The organism is Curtobacterium sp. VKM Ac-1395 (assembly GCF_015350975.1).
Taxonomy (GTDB): domain Bacteria; phylum Actinomycetota; class Actinomycetes; order Actinomycetales; family Microbacteriaceae; genus Curtobacterium.
Map to the genome: position 1 here is coordinate 171847 of NZ_JADKRX010000003.1, position 21152 is coordinate 192998.

At 72.2% G+C, this 21152-nt stretch carries 24 protein-coding genes; 7 read left to right on the plus strand and 17 right to left on the minus strand.

Features of this window, described 5'->3' with window-relative positions:
• Positions 1-11: 11 nt before the first annotated feature.
• The 15 genes from ITJ68_RS09380 to ITJ68_RS09450 all read right to left on the minus strand — a co-directional run bounded on the left by ITJ68_RS09380 (position 12) and on the right by ITJ68_RS09450 (position 12810).
• Positions 12-1616 carry a flagellar hook-length control protein FliK gene (locus tag ITJ68_RS09380; protein ID WP_194661018.1) on the minus strand — a complete coding sequence of 535 codons (1605 nt, stop codon included), beginning with the start codon at positions 1614-1616 and terminating at the stop codon, positions 12-14.
• Entirely contained in the window at positions 1613-2356 is a 744-nt protein-coding gene (locus tag ITJ68_RS09385) for a C40 family peptidase (RefSeq protein WP_194661019.1), read from the minus strand. Before ITJ68_RS09385 ends, ITJ68_RS09380 begins: the two co-directional genes overlap by 4 nt.
• Positions 2353-2784, minus strand: a complete 432-nt coding sequence (locus tag ITJ68_RS09390) for a flagellar FliJ family protein (protein WP_194661020.1) — start codon at positions 2782-2784, stop codon at positions 2353-2355. The genes ITJ68_RS09385 and ITJ68_RS09390 overlap by 4 nt, the downstream gene beginning before the upstream one ends.
• Positions 2781-4112 carry a FliI/YscN family ATPase gene (locus ITJ68_RS09395; protein ID WP_194661021.1) on the minus strand — a complete coding sequence of 444 codons (1332 nt, stop codon included), beginning with the start codon at positions 4110-4112 and terminating at the stop codon, positions 2781-2783. The genes ITJ68_RS09390 and ITJ68_RS09395 overlap by 4 nt, the downstream gene beginning before the upstream one ends.
• Entirely contained in the window at positions 4109-4744 is a 636-nt protein-coding gene (locus ITJ68_RS09400) for a hypothetical protein (protein WP_194661022.1), read from the minus strand. The genes ITJ68_RS09395 and ITJ68_RS09400 overlap by 4 nt, the downstream gene beginning before the upstream one ends.
• Positions 4737-5771 (minus strand): flagellar motor switch protein FliG, encoded by a 1035-nt coding sequence (gene fliG, locus ITJ68_RS09405; protein ID WP_194661023.1) that lies wholly within the window; start codon positions 5769-5771, stop codon positions 4737-4739. The genes ITJ68_RS09400 and fliG overlap by 8 nt, the downstream gene beginning before the upstream one ends.
• Positions 5768-7447: a flagellar basal-body MS-ring/collar protein FliF gene (gene fliF / locus ITJ68_RS09410; protein ID WP_194661024.1), complete on the minus strand. Its 1680-nt coding sequence runs from the start codon at positions 7445-7447 to the stop codon at positions 5768-5770. Before fliF ends, fliG begins: the two co-directional genes overlap by 4 nt.
• Positions 7447-7788: a flagellar hook-basal body complex protein FliE gene (fliE, locus tag ITJ68_RS09415; protein WP_111073323.1), complete on the minus strand. Its 342-nt coding sequence runs from the start codon at positions 7786-7788 to the stop codon at positions 7447-7449. The genes fliF and fliE overlap by 1 nt, the downstream gene beginning before the upstream one ends.
• Positions 7788-8183 carry a flagellar basal body rod protein FlgC gene (locus ITJ68_RS09420; RefSeq protein ID WP_194625857.1) on the minus strand — a complete coding sequence of 132 codons (396 nt, stop codon included), beginning with the start codon at positions 8181-8183 and terminating at the stop codon, positions 7788-7790. The genes fliE and ITJ68_RS09420 overlap by 1 nt, the downstream gene beginning before the upstream one ends.
• A complete protein-coding gene (locus tag ITJ68_RS09425; RefSeq protein ID WP_194661025.1) occupies positions 8180-8524 on the minus strand; it encodes a flagellar basal body protein in 345 nt (114 codons plus the stop codon). Before ITJ68_RS09425 ends, ITJ68_RS09420 begins: the two co-directional genes overlap by 4 nt.
• A 160-nt stretch (positions 8525-8684) precedes the next feature.
• On the minus strand, positions 8685-9035 hold the full coding sequence (locus ITJ68_RS19355; RefSeq protein WP_267238465.1) for a hypothetical protein: 351 nt from the start codon (positions 9033-9035) through the stop codon (positions 8685-8687).
• Positions 9025-9459 (minus strand): flagellar export chaperone FliS, encoded by a 435-nt coding sequence (fliS, locus tag ITJ68_RS09435; RefSeq protein ID WP_194625859.1) that lies wholly within the window; start codon positions 9457-9459, stop codon positions 9025-9027. Before fliS ends, ITJ68_RS19355 begins: the two co-directional genes overlap by 11 nt.
• Before the next feature lie 13 nt (positions 9460-9472).
• Positions 9473-10876 carry a flagellar filament capping protein FliD gene (fliD, locus tag ITJ68_RS09440; protein WP_194661026.1) on the minus strand — a complete coding sequence of 468 codons (1404 nt, stop codon included), beginning with the start codon at positions 10874-10876 and terminating at the stop codon, positions 9473-9475.
• A gap of 124 nt (positions 10877-11000) precedes the next feature.
• Positions 11001-11861: a flagellin gene (locus ITJ68_RS09445; protein ID WP_194661027.1), complete on the minus strand. Its 861-nt coding sequence runs from the start codon at positions 11859-11861 to the stop codon at positions 11001-11003.
• A gap of 130 nt (positions 11862-11991) precedes the next feature.
• Positions 11992-12810, minus strand: a complete 819-nt coding sequence (locus tag ITJ68_RS09450; RefSeq protein WP_194661028.1) for a sigma-70 family RNA polymerase sigma factor — start codon at positions 12808-12810, stop codon at positions 11992-11994.
• 395 nt (positions 12811-13205) lie between these two features.
• Between ITJ68_RS09450 and ITJ68_RS09455 the strand changes: the two genes are divergently transcribed.
• From ITJ68_RS09455 to ITJ68_RS09475, 5 genes are all read left to right on the plus strand, one after another.
• Positions 13206-13691, plus strand: a complete 486-nt coding sequence (locus ITJ68_RS09455) for a flagellar protein FlgN (protein WP_194661029.1) — start codon at positions 13206-13208, stop codon at positions 13689-13691.
• A 2-nt stretch (positions 13692-13693) separates the two neighbouring features.
• Positions 13694-15115 (plus strand): flagellar hook-associated protein FlgK, encoded by a 1422-nt coding sequence (gene flgK / locus ITJ68_RS09460; RefSeq protein WP_194661030.1) that lies wholly within the window; start codon positions 13694-13696, stop codon positions 15113-15115.
• Positions 15112-15999 (plus strand): flagellar hook-associated protein FlgL, encoded by an 888-nt coding sequence (gene flgL, locus ITJ68_RS09465; protein ID WP_267238466.1) that lies wholly within the window; start codon positions 15112-15114, stop codon positions 15997-15999. Before flgK ends, flgL begins: the two co-directional genes overlap by 4 nt.
• Entirely contained in the window at positions 15996-16424 is a 429-nt protein-coding gene (gene fliW / locus ITJ68_RS09470) for a flagellar assembly protein FliW (protein WP_194661032.1), read from the plus strand. Before flgL ends, fliW begins: the two co-directional genes overlap by 4 nt.
• 366 nt (positions 16425-16790) lie before the next feature.
• Complete coding sequence (locus tag ITJ68_RS09475) at positions 16791-17747, plus strand: hypothetical protein (protein ID WP_194661033.1); 957 nt, start codon at positions 16791-16793, stop codon at positions 17745-17747.
• Between the two features lie 31 nt (positions 17748-17778).
• On the opposite strand, the gene ITJ68_RS09480 is transcribed toward ITJ68_RS09475, so the two are convergent.
• Positions 17779-18411, minus strand: a complete 633-nt coding sequence (locus tag ITJ68_RS09480; protein WP_194661034.1) for a hypothetical protein — start codon at positions 18409-18411, stop codon at positions 17779-17781.
• A gap of 38 nt (positions 18412-18449) precedes the next feature.
• Between ITJ68_RS09480 and ITJ68_RS09485 the strand changes: the two genes are divergently transcribed.
• A complete protein-coding gene (locus ITJ68_RS09485; RefSeq protein ID WP_194661035.1) occupies positions 18450-19334 on the plus strand; it encodes a hypothetical protein in 885 nt (294 codons plus the stop codon).
• A gap of 125 nt (positions 19335-19459) precedes the next feature.
• On the opposite strand, the gene ITJ68_RS09490 is transcribed toward ITJ68_RS09485, so the two are convergent.
• Complete coding sequence (locus ITJ68_RS09490) at positions 19460-19852, minus strand: ChaB family protein (protein ID WP_194661036.1); 393 nt, start codon at positions 19850-19852, stop codon at positions 19460-19462.
• A 76-nt stretch (positions 19853-19928) separates the two neighbouring features.
• Between ITJ68_RS09490 and ITJ68_RS09495 the strand changes: the two genes are divergently transcribed.
• Positions 19929-20900, plus strand: coding sequence for an aldo/keto reductase (locus ITJ68_RS09495; protein WP_194661037.1), 972 nt, complete (start codon positions 19929-19931; stop codon positions 20898-20900).
• The last annotated feature ends 252 nt before the right edge of the window (positions 20901-21152 follow it).

The following is a 21152-nucleotide window of genomic DNA, read 5'->3' on the forward strand; positions in this document are numbered from 1 at the left end:
GTCGTCAGGCCTCAGGCGAGGACGTCGAGTCCCGCGGTGCGGACGGTGGTGGGTGTGGGACGCAGGGTGCGTGCGGTGGTGGGGCGAGCCTCCCGGTCGTCGTCGGCTCCGGTCCCACCGGCTGCCGGACGTCCGTCGCGACCGGCGGAGTCGCCGGCCGGTCGGTCCGGGTGGTTCTGCGACGACAGGTCGAGCGTCGTCGCGACCCCGCTGCCGGCGGCGTCGCGGCGCAGGTCCGGCAAGACCTGGCGGACCGCGTCGCGCCCGGCGTCCGAGGCGGCGAACAGCTCGACGTGCATCCCGTGCGCGCCGACGGCTGCCCGGACCGTGACCGGGCCGAGCGAGTCCGGGACCAGGTGGACGGTGACGACGTGCTCACCCGTGCCGGCCTGCGCGAGCGTGAACAGCGGTCGGGCGAGCTGCTGAGCGAGCGGTGCGGGCGCGGGGGCGGTCGTCGCGGCCGGTGCCGTGGCCGTCGCCGGAGCGGCGGGTGCGGTCGTCGGGAGCGCGAAGGCCACCTCCGGCGCGCGGCCGGTCGGTCCAGCCGGGAGGCCCTGGTCGGCCTGCGGGCGCTGGCCCACCTCGGCACGGTGACCGGGCTCGGTCGTCGTGGTCGCGACGATCGCGACGGCGGCGGCTGCGGCGGCTGGCGTGGTGGCGGTGACCGGGGTGGCGGGCACGGCGGGCGGCGTCGGGGCAGCCTGCACGAGCGGCGCGGCAGCAGCAGTCGGTGTGGCGGCGTCCGGGGCCGGGGCGGTCGGCGCGGCTGCGGCGCCCGTGGTGCCGGTCGGCGACGGTGCTGCCGCGCCCGACGGGTCGGTCGGCCCCGCCGCGGAGGTCGCACCGGTCGTCGTGGTGCTCGCAGCCGAGGCGCTCGTCGCCGTCGTGCTCGCAGCCGTCGTGCTCGACGCCGGGTCCGCCGTCGTCGTGCTCGCCGCCGGGTCCGTCGTGGTCGGGCTCGTCGTGGTCGGGCTCGTCGTGCTCGGGCTCGTCGTGCTCGGGCTCGTCGCGGCCGCGCCAGTCGTCGTCGTGCCCGCGGTGGTCGTGCCCGCGGTCGTCGTGCTCGTCGTCGTCGGTGCCGCGAGGGTCGCGGCGGCCACGAGCACGGCCGAGGACACCGGCGCGGAGGTGCCTGCGGCCGAGGTAGTCGTACCAGCCGCATCGGCCGTCGTGCTGCCCGCCGCGCCGGTCACTGCGGCGGACGAGGCCCGTGCCGCGCGGCCGAAGTCGACCCCGGCGACCCGAGCCATCTCGCTCAGCGCGAGTCTCGGGGCCGTTGCGGCCGCGCCCGCCGCGCCGGACGCAGCATCCGCGACCGAGTCTCGCGCTCCCGGACCGGACTCGGCCCCCGCGTCGCGAGGACCGTCCACCTGGGCGAGACTCGGCTCCGTGGCCGGCGCGGTCGCGGCGTCAGCCGTCGCAGCGGCGTCAGCGGGAGCGTCACGGCGCTCGTCGTGCCCGGCGTCGGTCCGGGGGCGGTCGCGGCGTGCGCCGTGGTCGCTGCCGACGGCGCGCATGGCGGCGTCGAAGCCGGTGCTCGTGCCGGCTGCGGCAGGGGTGCTCGATCCGCTCCGGGCGGGGGTCGCCGGCGCGCTCGGTGCGATGGTCATGCTCATGCGGCGGCCTTCCCGGTCTGCAGCAGCGACATCAGCGCGGCGGTCTGCAGGTCGGTGCCACCGGCTGCCGGCGTGGCGGAGACGGCCTGGGCTGCCTTCGTCGCGGCGGCCTCCTGCGCGGACGGCACGATGCGACGGATGGTCGCGATGTCGCTGTCCTTGTACCAGTTGTCGACGATGCGGACGTCCTTGCCGGGGTGCGGTGCGTGCAGCACCTTGCCGTCGCCGACGTAGATGACGACGTGGCCCTTGCCCTTGGGGATGATGAGGTCTCCTGGCTGCGCGTTCGCGAGCGACCCGACCTCGGTGCCCATCTTCGCCTGGTCCGGGACGACCCGGGGCATCGTCACGCCGAGGTCCTTGAAGACGGTCTGCACGAGTCCGGAGCAGTCCATGCCGGCGGTCGTGGTGCCGCCGAACACGTACGGCACACCGAGGTACTTCTTCGCGTCGGCGACGACGTCGTCCCCGGTGGCACCGCTGCCCGTCGCGACGGTCCCGGCGCCGGCGTCCACGGAGGTCGCCGGGGCAGCGGGAGCCACCGCGGCAGCAGCCGCCGCCCCGGTCGTCGTCCCGGTGCCCGTCGAGCCGTTCGCGCCGGCGAGGGCCGAGGCGAACGCGGTCGACGAGTCCGCCGTCGACCCGGGGGCCGCCGACGTCCGGGTGGCGCCCCCGTTCTGCAGGGTGTCGATCTGGGAGCGGATCTCGGAGATCCGGCTCAGCACGGCGTCGAGGCTCATCGAGCACCACCTTCCACGCGGCCACGTGCCGCGATCTCGTCGAGCACGGTCTGTTCCGTGCGGAGTTCCTCGGCCGCCACGCGGGTGCCGTGCTGCTCCTCGAGCTTCTCCAGCCCGAGTGCCGACCGGCGTGCGGTGTTGTAGTCGTCCTGCGCCCGGTCGGCGTCGACGCGGCGGTTCTGCACCACGGCGTCGAGCTCCTGGAGCATCCCGCGGGTCGCGGCCCGGGCAGCGGCCACGGCGCTCAGGGTCGCGGCGTCCTGGATCGGCATCACGACGCCGGTGTCCTCGAGCGTGCGACGGGCGGCGATGCGGGCGTCGGCGGCCTCGCGGACGCGGTCGTTCGCGGCCGCCAGGGACGCTGCGGCACGGTCCTGTTCGGCGTGCCGGAGGCGCAGGAGCCCGGCCAACGGGAAGCGGCGGTTCACCGGACGCCCCCGAGCTGCCGGACCAAGCCGCCGAGGCGCTGCCAGGAGTCGGCGGACGTGACACGCTCGTCCATCCCCTGGCGCAGGAACGCGTCGATCGCGTCCTGGTGGTCCACGGCGGCGTCGACGAGCGGGTTCGACCCGCGCTGGTACGCGCCGACGTCGAGCAGGTCCTGCGCCGCCTTCCGTGCGGCCATCACCTTCCGGAGCGCCGTCGCCGCGGACCGCTCCTCGGGGGACGTGACCTTCGACGCCACGCGGGAGATCGACCCGAGGGCGTCGACGGACGGGAAGTGCCCGGTCACGGCGAGCTTGCGGTCGAGCACGACGTGCCCGTCGAGGATGCTGCGGGCGGAGTCGGCGATCGGCTCGTTGTGGTCGTCGCCGTCCACGAGCACCGTGTACAGGCCCGTGATGCTCCCGACGCGGTCGGTGCCGGCGCGCTCGAGCAGCCCGGCGAGGACGGAGAACGTCGACGGCGGGTAGCCCCGCGTGGCCGGCGGCTCCCCCACGGACAGGCCGATCTCCCGCTGCGCCATCGCGACGCGGGTGAGCGAGTCCATCATCAGCACGACGTCCTGCCCGGCGTCGCGGAACGACTCCGCGATCCGGGTCGCGACGAACGCGGCACGCAGGCGCATCAGCGCCGGCTCGTCCGAGGTGGACACGACGACGATCGAGCGGGCGAGGCCCTCGGCGCCGAGGTCGTCCTCGAGGAACTCGCGCACCTCGCGGCCACGCTCCCCGACCAGGGCGATCACGTTGACGGCGGCGTCGCTCCCCCGCGCGATCATCGACAGCAGCGAGGACTTGCCGACGCCGGACCCGGCGAACAGGCCCATGCGCTGCCCGCGGCCGACGGTCGTCAGGGTGTCGAGCACGCGGACGCCGAGCTGCATCGGGGTGTCGATGCGGGTGCGGGCCATGGCGTTCGGGGTGGCGTGGTCGAGCTCGACCCAGTCGTCGGCGTCGAGCGGCCCGCGGTCGTCGATCGGACGACCGAGCCCGTCGAGCACGCGGCCGAAGAGCCCGCGACCGGTCGGCACCAGCACCGGACGACCCGTGGGCCGTGCCGGGGTGCCGGCGGTGATCCCGGTCAGGCGCCCGAGCGGCATGCAGCGGACCCCGGTCACGTCGGTGGCGACGACCTCGACGGCGGTCTGCGGTCCGTCCTCGTGGCCGACGAGCACGACCTCGCCGATGCGGGCGTCGAGGCCGGCGACCGTCAGGCCGAGGCCGACCGCGCTCGTGACGACGCCGACCCGCTGCGGTGCGGCGAGGGCGACGGCCGCGTCGAGCGCGCGGGGACGGAGGAGCGTCGCGGTCACGCGGACACCCCCAGCGCGTCCTTCGCGCGGTCGAGCGCGACACCGATGCGGGCGTCGAGCACGCCGTCGGGCAGGTCGACGACGGCGTCGCCGTCGGCGAGCATGACGTCGGCGCGCACGGCGACCGGCAGGTCGAGGGCGGCGACCGCGGCAGCGTCGGCCGGGCTGAGCCGGACGGCGATCGCGACGGTGTGGTCGACCAGGGCGAGGGCGCGGCGGACGGTGGCCTCCGCGCCGGAGTCGGCCCGAGCCTCCAGGCCGGCACTGGCCGTGTCCGGAGCCGGACGGGAGGCGCGGATCGCGTACCCGACTGCGGCATCGGCGAGCTCCATGGCCGCGTCGACGACCGACTGCTCGGCGGACTCCAGGACCGGCACGGTGCGCGCGAGGAGCGCGTCGGTGGCGGCGACCAGCGCCGCGACCCGGCGGGCCGTCTCGGCCTCCAGGGCGGCGGACCGGGCGGCGTGCTCGGCGTCGAGCCGGGCACGGAGCGCCTCGGTCTCTGCGTGCGCGACACGGAGCCCGGCGGCGTACCCGGCGGCGTGGCCACGGACCTCGGCGCTGGCGACCCGGTTCGCGAACCCGGCGTCGGCGACGACGGGGAACGCCAGGCGTTCGAAGGTGTCAGTCAACGAGCTCGTCCTCCTCGGCGCGGTGCACCGTGATGACGCCCTGCGCCTCGAGCTCGCGCACGGAGCGGACGACCTCGGCACGCGCTTCCTCGACCTGCGAGACGCGGACCGGCCCCATCGACTGCAGTTCGTCGTCGAGCAGCTGGCGGTTGCGCTCGGACACGTTCGCGCGGATGGTCTCGGTGACCGGGCCCGCCGCGCCCTTCATGGCGGTCGCGAGGATCTTCGAGTCGATGCCGCGCAGGACCTGCTGGATGTCGCGGGACTCGAGCTTGACGATGTCCTCGAACGTGAGCATGCGGGAGCGGATGTCCTCGGCGAGCTCGGGGTCGCGGGCCTCGAGGCCGTCGAGCACGGCCTTCTCGGTCGCGACGTCGGAGCGGTTGATGATGTCGACGAGCGGCTGGATGCCCCCGACGACCTCGACGCTCTCGCGCGGCGACACGACGGCCCCGGCACGCTGGCGGAGCACGCCGGCGACGATCCCGACGGACTCGGGGGTGGCGGAGCCCATGGTGGCGAACGCCTGCGCGACGTCGGTGCGGGCGCGGTCGTCGACCCCGGCGAGCACGGCGCTGGCCTGCGCGGGCTTGAGGTGGGCGAGCACGAGCGCGATCGTCTGCGGCAGCTCGCCCTCGAGCAGGGACACGACCTGCCCGGGCTCGGCGTCGTCGAGGAAGTCGAACGACTGGCCGGCCAGGTTCGACGCGAGCCGGTCCATCACGCCGGCGGCGCGCTCGGAGCCGAACGAGGCCTCGAGCAGGCCCATCGCGGCGTCCTTGCCACCGCGGCGCTGGCGACGACCGCTCTGGGTCATCCGGTGGAACTCGCTGAGGGTCTGGTCGACGACGGTGTCCTCGACGCGGCGCATCCGGACGATCTCGGCGGAGATCTCCTCGGCCTCGAGCTCGGAGAACTGCTTCATCACCTCGGCGGCGCGGTCGGTCTCCATCTGCATGAGGATCAGCGCGACCTTCTGCGCGCCGCTCAGGGAGCGGTCGCCGGCCTTGACGGCGGGGCCGTTCACACCGGGCTCCGGTCGTCCAGCAGCCCGCGGAGCAGGTCGGCGGTGCGCTTCGGGTCACGCTCGGCCAGGGCGGAGATGTCCTGGCGGCGGCGCTCGGCCGTGACCTCGTCGGTCGTGAGGATCTCGGTCGGGGCGTCGTCGTGCGGCAGCGTCGGCAGGGCGACCGTGGCCGGGTCGCTCCCCGCCAGCAGCCCGGCGCGGGCGTCGGCGGCGTCGACGGCCATCGGCAGTTCGAACGCGGTGCCGAAGGCGTCGAGCTCGCCGACGTCGACGGTCTCGCGCTCCTGTCGGCGGCCGCGGCGGACCAGCACGATCATCAGCGTGATGAGGGCGAGGGCGATGCCGACCACGATGCCGGCGGTGCGGATAGCGGACCAGAGGGCCTCCTGCTGGTCCGACTCCTGCTGGGCCTTGAGCGCCTTGGCGGCGTCGTCGGCGGCACTGGTGTCGAAGTCCATCATCGCGACCTTGACCTGGTCACCGCGGGCGGTGTCGGTGCCGGCGGCGGCGGACACCAGGTCGTTGATGCTCTGCAGGTTCGCGCTCTGCACCGACGGGGCCTTGCTGTTCAGGGCGACCGAGACCGTCTGGCGGTCCACGGCACCGGCCGGGATCTGCGTCGTCTCGGTGGTGTGGTCGACGGCGTTGTTCTTCGTCGCCGACTCGTTCTTGTAGCCGTCGTCACCGGTCGAGGACCCGCTGGCGGCCGTGCCGTTGGGCACCGCGATGTTGTCCGGACCGAGGACGCCCGTCGCGCCCTTGCCACCGGCACCGGTGCCGGCGCCGTACTGCTCGGTGGTGGACGACTCGTTCAGCGCGACCGGGCCGGTCGTCGGCGTCGTGTACGACTCCGACGTGCGGGTGCCCGTGTTCTGGTTCATGGTCGCGGAGACGACCACGCTGGCGTTCCCGACGCCGAGGGTGGTGTCGAGCAGGTCCTGGATCTTCTTGCTCGTCGCGGCGTCGTAGTCGGCGGCCTGGTCGCTGCCGGAGCCGGTCGCGCCGGTGCCGACCGCGGAGAGGGTCTGGCCCTTCTGGTCGACGACGGAGACGTCCGTGGTCTGCATGCCCTCGACGGCGGCGCTGGTCAGGTGCACGATCGCCTGGACCTGGTCGGTGGAGAGCTCGGTGCCGTTCTTCGTGGCGATGAACACCGACGCGGTCGGGTCCTTCTCCTCGGACACGAACACCGACTTCTTCGGGATCGCGAGCTGCACGGTGGCGGTCTGCACGCCGTCCATCGCGGAGATCGTCTTGGCGAGCTCGCCCTCGATCGCGCGCTTGTACGTGACGTCCTGCTGGAACTCGGAGCTGGTCACGCCCATCGTGTCGAGCAGCGAGTAGCCGCCCTCGTTCGACGACGGCAGCCCGTTCGACGCGGCCTTGAGCCGCTCCGTGTAGACCTTCGACTGCGGGACGAGGATCGTCGCGCCGCCGTCGGTGAGCTGGAACGGGACGCCGTCGGTGGTGAGCTGGTCGGTGACCGAGCTCGCGTCCGCCGCGGCCAGGCCGGTGAACAGCGGCGCGTAGGACGGCTTGCCGAGCCACGATGCCAGCGCGAAGCCACCGAGCACGAGCGCGGCGACACCGATGATCGCGATGGTGCGCTGGGCGGCGGTGAAGCCCTTGACGTAGCCGCCGAGGCGACCGAACAGGTTCTGCAGTGCAGCGGGCATCAGGCCTGCATCCTCATGATCTCGTTGAAGGCGTCGACGCCCTTGTTGCGGACCGCGGCGACGAGCTCGAGCGTGACCTGTGCGCGGGTGGACGCGATGGTGGCGTCGTGGATGTCGTCGAGGTTGCCGGTGACCGCCTTGAGCGCGAGCGTCTTGGAGTCGCTCTGCAGCTGCTGCAGGCCGTCGACCGCGTTGCCGAGGGACGCGGCGAAGCCGCTGCCGCCGGTGCCCTCGGTGCCGGAGGTGGCCGAGGTGCCGATGTCGCTGCTCGTCCCGGAGACCGAGGTGAGCGCGTTCGTCATGGCGTTCGTGGTGACGCCGTTCACGCCGTCGATGGGCATCAGTTCTTCCCGATCTGCAGTGCCGCCTCGTAGGCGGTCTTGGCACGGTCGACCACGGCGGCGTTCGCCTGGTAGCCGCGCTGAGCCATGATGAGGTCCGCCATCTGCGTGCCGAGGTCGATGTCCGGCATGCGGACGTACCCCTCGGCGTTCGCGAGCGGGTTGTCCGGGTCGTACGTGACACGGCCGGCGGCGCTGCCGAACGCGGCGCCCTTGACGTAGGCGCCGGACACCCCGTTGCCCTCCTGCACCTCGACGTAGCGGGCCTGGAAGGCGGTGTCGTCCATGGACTTGACCGTGTTGACGTTCGCGATGTTGTCGGAGATCGCGTCGAGCCACTTGCGGTGCACGGTGAGGCCGGTGCTCGCGATCCCGATCGCGTCGAACGTGGTCACGAGTTCGTCCGCATCGCCGCACGGACGCTGGTGAGCTCGGAGTTCATCGCCTGCGTGGCGAACTGGTACCGGAGCACGGTGTCGATGTTCGACAGCGTCTCCTCGTCCAGGTTGACGTTGTTGCCGTTCGTGTTCGTCGGCTCGAGGCTCCGCGCGATGGTCGGCGTCGTCGAGCCCTTGCCGTCGACGATGGACTTCGCGAGCGCGTCCTCGAACTGCACCTTCTCGGCGTGGTAGTTCGTGGTGTTGATGTTCGCGATGTTGTTCGCGATCACGCGCTGGCGCATCGACAGACCGTCGAGCGCGCTCTGCAGCGCTGCCGACGTGACGGAATCGAACACAGGGGTCCCCCTCGGACGCGGCGCCGTCACCGGTGGTGACGTCGCCGTGCGGTGGTGGCCGATCCCTGGCCGGTTGTCGAGCGATCCGTGCTCGTGTGGCGCTATCGGAACCCGTCGTGAGGGTCGTTAGCGCTCGCCCCGAACGGGGGCCGGGTGCGGCTCAGGCCGAGGCGTCGAGGTACACCGAGCGCTGCGGCGCACGGGTCGCGTCGACCTGGCGGAGCGCACCGAGGTGCTCCAGCGCCTGCCGGCGGTCCCGGTCGAGGGTCGCCATCCGGTCCCGCTGCGCGGCGAGCAGCCGGGAGGCTCGACCCGCCAGTCCGCGCGGCATCGGACCCAGCCCGGTCGGCTCGCGCCACGGGGCCGGGTCGTCGTCGACCGTCGCCTGTTCCAGGGACGTGAGGACGGCCTCCCAGGCGGTGACGCGGTCGGCGTCGGTGCCGGGCCCGGCGTCGGATCCGGTGGTGGGGTCGGCGTCGGCTCCGGCGATGGGGTCGGCCTCAGGCGACACCGAGTGCTCCGCCTGCGTGCGCGCCGACGACGGTCGGGGCGGCCGGCATCGCGGCGGCCGCGTCGTGCCAGGCCTGACGCAGGGGCTCGAGGATGCGGACGCAGTCGCGCGTGGCCTGCACGTCGCGGTGCACGTTCGCGGTGATGAGCGAGGTCGAGGCGTAGTTGTAGATCGCGAGCAGGCCCTCGCCGCCGTCCCACGCGTCGATGCGCAGGGTCGAGGACAGCTCCCCGACGATGGCCTGGGCGTGCAGGAGCTGGTCGCGGGCGGCGTCCCAGTCGGACCCGACCTGGGCGGCCTCGGCGCGGTGCAGGTCGAGCAGCAGGCGGTCGTAGAGCATCGTGACGAGCTGCGCGGGCGTCGCGGAGAGCACCGACTCGTTCGTGTACTGGGCTCTGCGGCGCTGCGTCTGGTTCGTGTACATGGGGGTCTCCTGCTCAGCTCGACGAGGTCGAGGCGAGGTGGCTGGCGATGAAGCTCGACTGCGACTGGAGCTTGCTGAGGCTGGTCTCGAGCGCCGCGTACTGCGTCTGCAGCGTCGACTTCCGCGCCGCGAGGCGGTCGGTCCAGCGGTCGATCTGGTCGTTGAGGTCCTTGACCACGGCCTGCTGGCCGGTGATCGCGGTGGTGATGGAGCCGGTGTACTTGTCCGACGCCGACGTCGCAGCGGCACCGACGGCGGTGGCCATCCCGGACAGGATCGCCTGGGTGCCCTGCGGGTCCGCGGCGAGGGCCTTCTGGAAGACGTCCGCGTCGAAGGTGAAGTCACCGGACCGGGTGATCGAGATGCCGATCGACGACGGGGACTTGCCGTTCACCGGGGCCGACATCGTGCTCGTCAGGCGCTGCACGGCGTCGCGGCTGCTGGCGTCGCCGAGGAGCACACCCGCCGTCGTCGTCGTCGCACCGGTGGACGGGCTCGTGGTGCTGGTGACCTTGGTGTTCGAGGCGTAGTAGGACGCAACCGCGTTGATGGCGTCGACCAGGCCGGACGCGACCGACTGGGCCTTGGTCGTGTCCTGCGCGACCGAGACGGTGACGGGGTCGGTGGTGGCCTGGGAGACGGTGACGTCCACGCCGGGCACGAGGTCGCGGAAGGTGTTCGACGCGCTCGTGACGGTCTGCGCGGCAGCGGTGCCGGCCCACAGCGTGACCGACGCGTCGCTCGCCTGCTTGACGACCGCGGCACCAGCCTCCGTGAGCACGTTCGTCGCCGTGCCCGCGGCGACCTCGTCGGCCGTTCCGCGGTGGATCGTGAAGGCGCCTGCTGAACCGGAGGCGGTCGAGCTGAGCTGCAGCCGCCAGAGCCGAGTGCCGTCGGCAGCGGTCCCTGCCTGCACCTTGGTGGCGGTCACCCCGGCACCGGACTTGGTGATCGCGGCGGCGACGTCGTCGAGCGAGCCGGACTTCGGCGTGACGGTCGTGGTCGTGCCGTCGGCCTTCGTGATGGTCAGCGGCTGTGCGTCGACGGACCACGTCGACATCGCCGCGGTGACGCCGACCTGGGCGGACGCGGTCGACCCGACCGAGAAGCTGATGGACCCGGGCGCGGCGGTGGCGCTCGTGGCGACCGTGACCCCGGGGGCCGAACTGGTGGCGGAGAAGACGTCGAGGGACGCGGGCTTGGCGGCGTCGGTTGCCTTCGTCGCGAGGGTCTGCACCAGGGAGTTGATGGTCTGCAGGGACGAGACGAACGCGGTGGTCGCGGTGACCTTGTTCTTGAGGAGCGTCTGCGGGACCGTCTCGATGGACATCAGCGAGTTGATGAGGCTCGTGGTGTCCAGGCCGGAGACGAGTCCGTCGATGGCGAAGCTGCCGCTCGACACGGAGGACGTTGACATGGGTGCTCCTGTTCAACGGGGCAGATCGGGGCACGCGCCGACGACGGCACGCAGGGGTGCGCCGCCCCCCGGGAGGCCTGAACTGTCCCGGAGGGCGGCGCGGGTCACGCGTCGCGCGTGGTGGCTAGCGGAGCAGCGACAGGACGCCCTGCGTGCTCTGGTTCGCCTGCGCGAGCATCGACGTGCCGGCCTGGCTGAGGATGTTGTCGCGCGTGTACTTGACCATCTCCTCCGCCATGTCGACGTCGGTGATGCGGGACTTCGCAGCGGTCAGGTTCTCCTTGGCCACGTTCGTCACGTTGATGGCGTGGTCGAAGCGGTTCTGGACGGCACCGATGTTGCTGCGAGCGGTCGAGACCGACTTGATCTGCGCGTCGATCGCGGTGATCGCCAGCTGCGAGTTCGCGTTCGTGTCGAACGCGAGCTTGCCGCCGGTCCCCGTGGTGAGCGCGTCGGCCACCGTCTTCACGTTCGCGCCGGAGAGGTCGACGTCGATCTTGCTGGCGTCGTCGCCGTTCGCCCCGACCTGGAACGTCAGCTTGCCGTCCTTGCCCGCACCGGCAGACCCGTCGAGCAGGTTGATGCCGTTGAAGTTGGTCGAGGCCGAGATGCGGGTGAGCTCCTTCTGGAGCTCGCCGACCTCGGTCGTGATGGCGGTGCGCGAGTCGGCGTTGTTGGAGTCGTTGCCGGCCTGCACGGCGAGGTCACGCATGCGCTGGAGGATGGAGTGGGTCTCGGTGAGGCCACCTTCAGCGGTCTGCACGACGGAGATGCCGTCCTGCGCGTTGCGGGCGGCGACCGTGAGGCCACCGACCTGGGACTTCAGCCCCTCGGAGATCGACAGACCGGCCGCGTCGTCGGCAGCACGGTTGATGCGGAGACCCGTCGAGAGCTTCTCGAGGGACTTCGACAGGTCGTTCTGCGTCGAGTTCAGGTTCCGGTACGTGTTGAGTGCCGAGAGGTTGGTGTTGATGGACATACCCATGGTGATTTCCTCCGTGAAGTGTGGGTCTTCGCCGGCCCGTCCGTGGGCTGGCATCGTTGCCTGTCGGCCGGGCGGCCGGAGGCGTTAGGAGAACCGGAGCGTTTTTTCCGCGCCGACCGTCCTCCTGGTCTCAGCTCGCGGCCACCTGATGCGTCGCGGTCGCGTGCTGGACGGCTCGGGCGACGCCGGCCGTGGCGTTCGCGGCCACGCGGGCCAGGTAGGCGCTGCGGCGCGCGGCGGTGGTGCGCGACGCGGGTTCGGGGGCCGGCTGGCCGTCGCCGTAGTGCGTGGCGAGGCCGTCGCGGAGCAGGCGCATCGCCTCGGAGCGCTGCTGCGAGACCGCCGAGTGGGTGATGCCGAGCTCGGCGGCGACGTCGGTCACCGAGCGGTCGCCGAAGTAGACGGCCTCGACGACGAAGCGCATGCGCTCCGGCAGGGCCTCGACGGCGGCGCGGAGGTAGCGGTCACGCTCGGTGTCGACGAGCTCGTCGCCGGGAAGCGGCAGGTCGGCGGCGACGGTGTCGTGCACGGTCTCGTCGATCGGGCTCGTCGTGCGGCCGGCGTCGCTCATCGCGTCCACGGCGGTCTGACGGTCCACGCCCATCGCGTCGGCGATCTCCTGCACCGAGACGCTGCGGCCGAGACGAGCGGACAGGGCTTCCTGCGTGGCGAGGACCTCGCGGATGCGCTTGCGGGTGCCGCGGCTCGCCCAGTCGGCGGAGCGCATGTCGTCCGCGAGCGCACCGGTGATGCGCGTCCGGGCGTAGGCGCCGAACGGGACGCCGAGGGTGGGGTCGAACGCGTCGGCGGCCGCGACGAGCGCGAGCGAACCGACGGCGGCGAGGTCGTCGCGGTCGAGGTGGGTGGCACGGGCGCGGACGTCCGCGACGATGTAGCCCACCAGCGGCAGGTGTTCGACGATCATCGCGTTGCGTTCGGTGCGGTCCATTGGTCTTCCCCTGGTCGACTCGTGCTGACTGACCCCGTCCGTGGGCACGACGAACACCGGCCGCGTGGTGGCCGGTCGGTACGCCGAGGTCCCGCTCGGTTCCCTCCGAGCGGTGCACCTGCGCCGTTCCCGACGCCGTCCGGGTGTCCCCCGGTGGTGCGCTTCTGAAGGTATCGGCTGGCAATCGCCTGGACACCCCTGTGAACGGCCCCAATGCGGGGGGACGAGGGGTGTCAAAGGGTCCGCATTCGGGGGGACACGGGCAGGAGAACGGTCGTTCCTGTCCCCTGTTCTGAGGGTGGCGGCGGGCCGCGTCGGGTGTCGTGCTTACGCGCTTGCCGGACTGGCCGATAGTCCACCGTGTCCGACTGGACGACCGACAACGGGAGGAGCTGATGAGCGTGAACGACCTGTCTGCCGTGCTCTGGCGCGAACGAGAGCTGCTCGAGATGCTCACCTTCAAGCTCGAGGAGGAGCAGCTGCTGCTCGCCGCCGGCCGCTCCCGCTGGGTCTCGCACGCCAGCCGTGAGGTCGAGCAGGTGCTCGCACGCCTCCGCACCACCGGCCTCGAGCGCAGTGCCCAGAGCGCCGCCGTCGCCGAGGAGTGGGGCGTCGACCCCGACGCTCCCCTGCGCGAGGTCGTCGCCGCTGCCCCGGCCGGACCGTGGGGCGAGATCCTCGCGTCGCACCTGCAGGCGATGCTCGAACTGACGACGCAGATCGGCGCCCTCCGCGACGAGAACGACCGCTTCCTCCGCACCGCCGGACAGTCGACCGAGGAGACCCTCGCCGGGTCCGTCGGCGACACCGCGACCTACGACGCCTCCGGTGTCTCGGGTCGACCGGGCAGCGAAGCACGCCTCTTCGACGGGAGCCTGTAGCCATGGTGAGCACCTTCGGGTCCCTCGCGACCGCGTACTCCGGCCTGAGCGCCGCCCGCGCCGGCATCGACGTCACCGGGCAGAACATCGCCAACGTGAACACCACGGGCTACACGCGGCAGCGCGTCACGCAGACGTCGGTCCCCACGGCGCAGACGGGCTTCATGCGCGGCACCGCTGCCCTCGCCGGCCAGGGCGTGTCCATCGACGGGATCGCGCGGCTCGGCTCGATGACCCTCGACGCGGGCGTGCGTGCGGCGGCGGGTTCATCCGCGTACGCCACCACCCGGGCCACCGCCCTCGACCAGCTCGAGACGGGGCTACACGAGCCCGGCACCGACGGACTGTCCGCGAAGCTCGACGCGTTCTGGTCGTCGTGGAGCGACCTCGCGTCGCACACCGAGGACCCCGGCGCCGGGACCGCACTCCTCGGCGCGGCCGGCACCGTCGTCGCCGCGCTCGCCAGTGGCTCGAAGGCCGTCGACGCCCAGTGGACGAGCGTCCGCGGGACGGTCGTCGGTCAGGTCCAGCAGCTCAACGACGCGGCGAAGCAGATCGCCGACCTGAACGGTCGGATCCGCACCACCCTGGCGGGCGGCGGCAGCGCCAACGAGCTGCTCGACCAGCGCGACCAGCTCACCGAGCAGGTCGCATCGCTCGCGGGCGGCACCACCCGGACCAACGCCGACGGCACGGTCGACGTGCTCATCGGCGGGAACCCGCTCGTGCAGGGCAGCGACGCCCGGTCGATCGCCCTGGGCGGCGGCACCCGACTCGGCGACGGCGCCCCGCTCACCCTGACCTGGACCTCCGGTTCCGGCTCGGCCGTCGGGCTCGGCGGCGGTTCCATCGCCGGCAACCTCTCCCTGCTCGCCCCGGCGAACCAGGGCGGGACGGGCGGCGCACTCGCGCAGGCCTCCGCCGCCTACGACGCCACCGCCACCGCCATCGCCACGCAGGTGAACGCCGTGCACCGCACCGGCACGACCGCAGGCGGCGCCACCGGGACCGACTTCTTCGCCCTCGCTGCCGGTGTCCCCGCTGCGCAGGGCCTGACGGTCCTGCCCACCGACGCGAGTGGACTCGCGACGCGGAACGCCGCCGGCGACCACGACGGCTCCGTCGCGGACGCCGTCGGGCAGCTCGGCGCTGCCCTGGACGCTCCCGACCGCACCTGGTCCGCGTTCGTGGCGGGCGTGGGCACGGCCTCCCGGTCGGCGACGTCCGAGTCCACGCTCTCCGGCCTCGCGCTCACCAGCGCCAGGACCCAGCAGCAGTCCAGCGCGGGCGTCGACCTCGACGAGGAGAACGTGAACCTGCTGAGCTACCAGCACGCGTACCAGGGCGCGGCGCGCGTCCTGACCGCCGTCGACGAGATGCTCGACACCCTCATCAACCGCGTCGGCCTCGTCGGGAGGGGATGACCGTGATCGCCCGTGTGACCACCCAGATGTCCATGGCGGCAGCGACCAACCGGCTGCAGGCCGGAGCCGCGAAGCTCGCGCAGCTGACCGAGCAGGCCACCACGCTGAAGAACATCGGCAAGCCCTCCGACGACCCCGTCGGCACCGCGTCCGCGATGCAGGTGCGCAAGGAGCAGGCCGCGAACGCGCAGTTCACCCGCAACGCGGACGACGCCGCAGGCTGGCTCGCCACGACCGACAGCGCCCTCGGGGACGTGTACTCCGTGCTCGCGAAGGCCCGGGACCTGACGGTCCAAGCCGCCAACACCGGCAGCATGAGCGACACCGACCGGGACGCCGTCGTGACGCAGCTCCGCGCCCTGTCCGCCGACCTCGCCGCGTCCGCCAACACGAAGTACGGCTCGCGTTCCGTGTTCGCCGGTTCGACCACCGCGGCGACCGCGTTCGACCCGGCCACCGGGTGGGCGTCGTCCACCGCGACCGTCGACCGTCGCATCGGGGACGGCGCCTCGGTCCGCGTCGACACCTCGGGGCAGGCCGTGTTCGGCACCGGCAGCACGTCGGTGTTCGCCGCGATCGACTCCATCGTGACCGACCTGCAGAACGGCGTGAACGTGAACCCCCGGCTGAACGAGCTCGACGCACACCTGACGACCGTCCGCGGTGTGCAGGCCGACGTCGGCGTGCGGCACGCGTCCGCGCTCACCGCGCAGTCCTCGTTGAAGTCCTCCTCGGTGGACCTCGAGGCACGCCGGTCGTCGGTCGAGGACAAGGACCTCGCGAAGGCCGTCCTCGACCTCCAGCTCCAGCAGACCAACTACCAGGCAGCACTCGCCGTCACCGCGAAGGTGCTGCAGCCGACCCTGATGGACTACCTCCGATGAACATCGCCCTCACCTTCACCGTCGCGCCGTTCGGCCTCGAGCCGCTCTCCGCCTTCGTGCTCTCCCCCATCGAGCACACCGACGGCCTGTTCGCGCTGGTCGGCTCGGGCACCACGGACACCGGGGTCGAGGACCCGCGGCTGTTCCTGCTCGACGCCGCGGTGCACCTGCCGTCCTACGCGCCGGAGCTGTCGGACGTGCAGGCCGCCTCGATCGGGCTGGACTCGGCCGCGGACGCGATGCTGCTCGTCGTGGCGAACGCCGGGTCCGGTTCCGGCGATTCGGGTTCGGGTTCTGGTTCTGGTTCGGGCATGACCGTGAACCTGCTCGCGCCCGTGGTGGTCAACGCCCGCACCGGTGTCGGCGCCCAGTTCATCCTCGACGGACAGGACCTGCCGCTCCGCGCCGAGCTCGTCCGCGGGTAGCGCGGGGCGGGCGCGCGCTCCTCTCTGCCTGCCGCTCGGCTGCCGCCGCTCGGCCGCCTCCGCCGCCGCCTCGACTCAAAACGACACCATCGCTGTCGTACGACCTCGACGTTGTCGCACGGCGCACGCGCGGCGGGTTCTCGAGTGAGCCAGCGACAAGCTCGCTGTCGTACGACATCGACGGTGTCGCATGCCCCCCCTCGACACACGTTCCCCGGCGAGCCCGCGACAAGATCGCTGTCGTACGACATCGACGTTGTCGCCCGTTCCGCCGCGCGGCTCCACCACAGCCTGGAGGCTCGGCTCGCCATCCACAGATGAGCCACGGCGGCCTCGTGGCTGCTCTGGAAACGCGATTGTGGGGCCATGCACGAACGAGTCCTGGCCGTCCCACTCATCCGGACAGCCGACCACGAGAGCGCCGAGCGGCGGGCCCTGCAACGTCGTGCCCGTCGCGGGGAACTGCACGTCGTGCGGCCTGGCGTGTTCGTCCAGGTCGAGGCGTTGGAGCAACTCCTCCCGGAGGAGCACCACGTCCTCCTGGCCCGAGCGTCCGCGCCGTCAGTACGTCCTCCGCGCAGCTACTCGCACGCGACTGCCGCAGCGATCCACGGGATGCCGTTCGTCGAACCGCCCCCGAGTCGCCTGCACGTCCGGGACCCCCGACGGGCGAGTCCGGACTCGACGACGCTCCTGTTCGTACACCCGGACGTCACGGTGCAGCAGACGAGCCGATGGAGCGGACTGGAACCGACGTCGGCGACCACCTTCTGCGGCGCATCGGTCACCTCGCTCGTGCGGACGCTCGTCGATGTCGCTGCCACAGCGCCAGCCGTCGCCTCGGTGCCGATGATCGACGCAGCACTCGGCCGCAGGTTGGTCCTGCCGGAGATGCTCGTCGACGAGTTGTCCGCGGTCGATCCGAAGGAGCATGCCCGCGCCGGCCGAGCGCTGGCGATGGGGTCGCCGCTGTCCGACTCACCAGCGGAGTCGATCGGACGCGTGCGCTTCCGCCAGCTGGGAGCACCCGACCCGGTCCAGCAGCACGAGTTCGCGCGTCCCGGCGAACGGCGGACCAGGGTCGACTTCTGGTTCCCGGACCAGCGCGTCGTGGTCGAGATCGACGGTCGAGCCAAGTACGAGGACCCGGCGATGCTCGGCGGGTCGACGACCGCCGACGCCCACTGGCAGGAGAAACGGCGCGAGGACTTCCTCCGGTCGTTCCCGGAGGTCAGGGCCGTCGTCCGCTTCAGCTGGTCGGACCTGATGGACCTCGAGACCATCCGGGCCGCGCTCGTCCGCGTTGGCATCCCGTGCCGATGACCGACACGAGCGCCGGGGAGCAGAGAGCCCCTCAGATCGCCCTGTCCACCGGGTGGTGTGCCCGTTGCCGGTCGACCACGTGCTCCGACGTGTCCGGACGTCCGCCCGCGCCGACACCGATGACCTCGCCGACACCAACCCGGGCCCCGTGCACCCGTCCCGTGCCCTTGATCACGCCACCCCGATCGTCCGGGTCCGGCGCTGCGTGGTCGCCACCGCCCTCGAGCACCACGTCCCGGACTGCCACTGCCCCGAGCAGCTGCGCTCCCGCCCCGAACGACGCCGGCCCTTCGACGAACGCACCACCGTGGAGGCGTGCTTCGTCGGCGACCTCGACGGCGGAGCCCCGACGAGCGACGATGGTCACGCCACCCGGCCCGAGGACGACTCCGGCCCCGATCGACACTCGCCCGCCGTCGGCGATCACGCTGACCGGCCCCGGGCCGAGCACCGTCCCGGCTGCGATCGTGATCGCCCCTGCACCACGCGCTGACAAAGTGACACCCGGGTACAGCACGACGCCGTCGCCGAGTTCGACCGCACCGGCCACCAGCGTAGACCCCGGGTCCAACACCGCCACCCGAGGAGCAAGTGCCGCAACCTCGGCGACGGTGCGGTACCCGGCCGCTCGCCGGACGCTGTCGAGCGCGTGTTCTGGAGCCATCCAGCGAGCCTTCCACATGCTCGGCGTAGCGTTGCGGCATGGCCCCGAAGCAGAACAACCGGTCGGACCAGCGGGACCAGGCGATCATCCCCCTGCCCTCCGCGCCGATCGACCAGACCACCCCCAAGCCCGACGTCCCCACCACCACCACGGGCTGGGCCAAGATGCTCGACCGTGTGATCGACGTCCAGCGCCCTGTCGTGATCGCACACGTCAACGCTGTGCGGCGTCGGCACCCGAACGCGTCGCCCGCCGAGATCATCCAGATCCTCGAGCGGCAGTACCTCGCCGCAGTGACGACAGGCGGCGCTGCCGTGGGTGCGAGTGCGGTGGTGCCCGGCATCGGCATGGTGGCGAGCTTCGGCCTCAGCGGCGCCGAGACGATCGGCTTCCTCGAGACCACGGCACTGTTCGCGCAGTCCGTGACCGAGGTGCACGGCATCGCCCTCGACGACCCGGAACGCTCGCGCACCCTGGTCATGGCGATGATCCTCGGCGCGCCGGGCACACAGCTCATCAAGCAGCTCGCGGGCCAGGCGGCCGGCGGTCAGGTCCGGACGGCGTTCTGGGGCGAGATGGTCGCGTCGTCGCTGCCCAAGCAGGCGGTCAGCGGGATCGGCAAGCAGATCCGCGACTCGTTCATCAAGCGCTTCGTGGCCCGTCAGGGCACGTCGATGCTCGGGCGTGCACTGCCCTTCGGCATCGGAGCGGCGGTGGGCGGGATCGGCAACCACGCGCTCGGGCGCAAGGTGATCCAGGCCTCGCGCGAGGGCTTCGGGCTCCCGCCGACGCAGTTCCCGATGATCCTCGACCAGAAGGCCCCGAAGCAGCTCGGCCGCGGACTGCCCTGGCGCCGCAAGGGCAAGCAGGACGACGCCGAGGACACCGGCGACCAGCAGCGGCGGTCCGACACCGCGCTCTGACCGCACGATGGACCGGACGGGAGGCCCGTGGCGACACCGCCACGCGCCTCCCGTCCGAAGTCAGGCCGGCAAGGCCGGCAAGGCCGGCAAGGTCGTCAGACCGCGACGGCACAGCGGGAGCCCCCTCAACGCCGCGCCTTCGCGGTCGCCCGCGCGTTGGCCTTCTTGATCGCCTCGACCAGCTCGTCCTTCTTCATCGAGGACCGTCCGCTGATCTCCAGCCGCTTCGCGACGTCCATCAGGTGCGCCTTCGACGCGTTGGCGTCCACACCATCCTCGGTCGTGCCGGAACCGCGCGTGCCCGCGGCACCGGAGTCCGACGGCCCAGCGGACTCCTTCTCCTCCCAGTGGTCACCGACCTTCTCGTACTCGTGTTTGACGGCGGCGAAGGCGGTGCGATGTGCACGCTCCCCCTCGCCGTACGTCTCGTTCGCCGAGTCGAGCGTCTTCGCGTAGATCTCCTGCGCGTGCTCCGGCGACCGCTGCAGGGTGCTCGGGATCTCGTCCTTCGCTGGCATGTGTCCTCCTCGGGTCTCCATCACCGGTACTCGCAGGGCCTGGCAGCCCTCGGAGAGCAGCGGGTAGACCAGACCCATGGACTACACACACCTCGGACGGACAGGGTTGTCGGTGTCACGAGCAGTGCTCGGCACCATGAACTTCGGACCGGAGACCAGCGAGGACGACTCGCACGCGATCATGGACCGGGCCCACGAGCTCGGCGTGAACTTCTTCGACACCGCCAACGGCTACGGCGGCTCGGTGGGCAAGGGTGCCACCGAGGAGATCATCGGCCGCTGGTTCGCCAAGGGCGGTGGCCGTCGCGAGAAGACCGTGCTGGCCACGAAGGTCTACGGCGAGATGATCGAGTGGCCGAACGGCGGCAAGCTCTCGGCGTACAACATCCGGCAGTCGCTCGACGCCAGCCTCCGTCGTCTGCAGACCGACCACATCGACCTCTTCCAGATGCACCACGTCGACCGGGACACCCCGTGGGACGAGATCTGGCAGGCCATGGAGCTCGCCGTCGCCCAGGGCAAGGTGCTCTACGTCGGTTCCTCGAACTTCGCCGGCTGGCACATCGCCCAGGCACAGGAGGCCGCGAAGCACCGCAACTTCCTGGGCCTCGTCAGCGAGCAGTCGATCTACAACCTCGTCGTCCGCGACGTCGAGCGCGAGGTCCTGCCCGCCGCCCGTCACTACGGTCTCGGCCTGATCCCGTGGTCCCCGCTGCAGGGTGGCCTGCTCGGCGGCATCATCGAGAAGACCGAGCAGGGCTCGCGTCGCCTCAGCGGCCGCAGCGCCGAGTACGTCGAGGGCCACCGCGACCAGCTGACGGCGTACGAGGCCTTCGCGAAGGAGCTCGGCCACACCCCGGGCGAACTCGCGCTGGCCTGGCTCCTGCACCAGCCGGGCGTCACCGCGCCGATCACGGGCCCGCGCACGATGGAGCAGTGGGAGTCGGCCGTCCGCGCGACGGACATCCGCCTCGACGACGCCGCGCTCTCGCGCCTCGACGAGCTGTTCCCCGGCCACAAGACGTCGCCGGAGGACTTCGCCTGGTGACCTGACCAACCAGCCTGGAGGCCCGGTGCGCGTCCGACGCGCACCGGGCCTCCGCCATGTGGCCACCCACGCTCGGTGCGCGCAGCGCCGACCGCGCACCGTGCGCCTCCGCTCAGCCCGTGCCCGATTCCCAACCCCGTGCGACCTCGTGTCCCGGCACGGAGTGGCCAACCTCGCACCACGCGCGAACACCCACGCGCCAGACACCCGCGCCGACCCCGCGCCTGCGCCCCACACACGCCGACGGCCCCC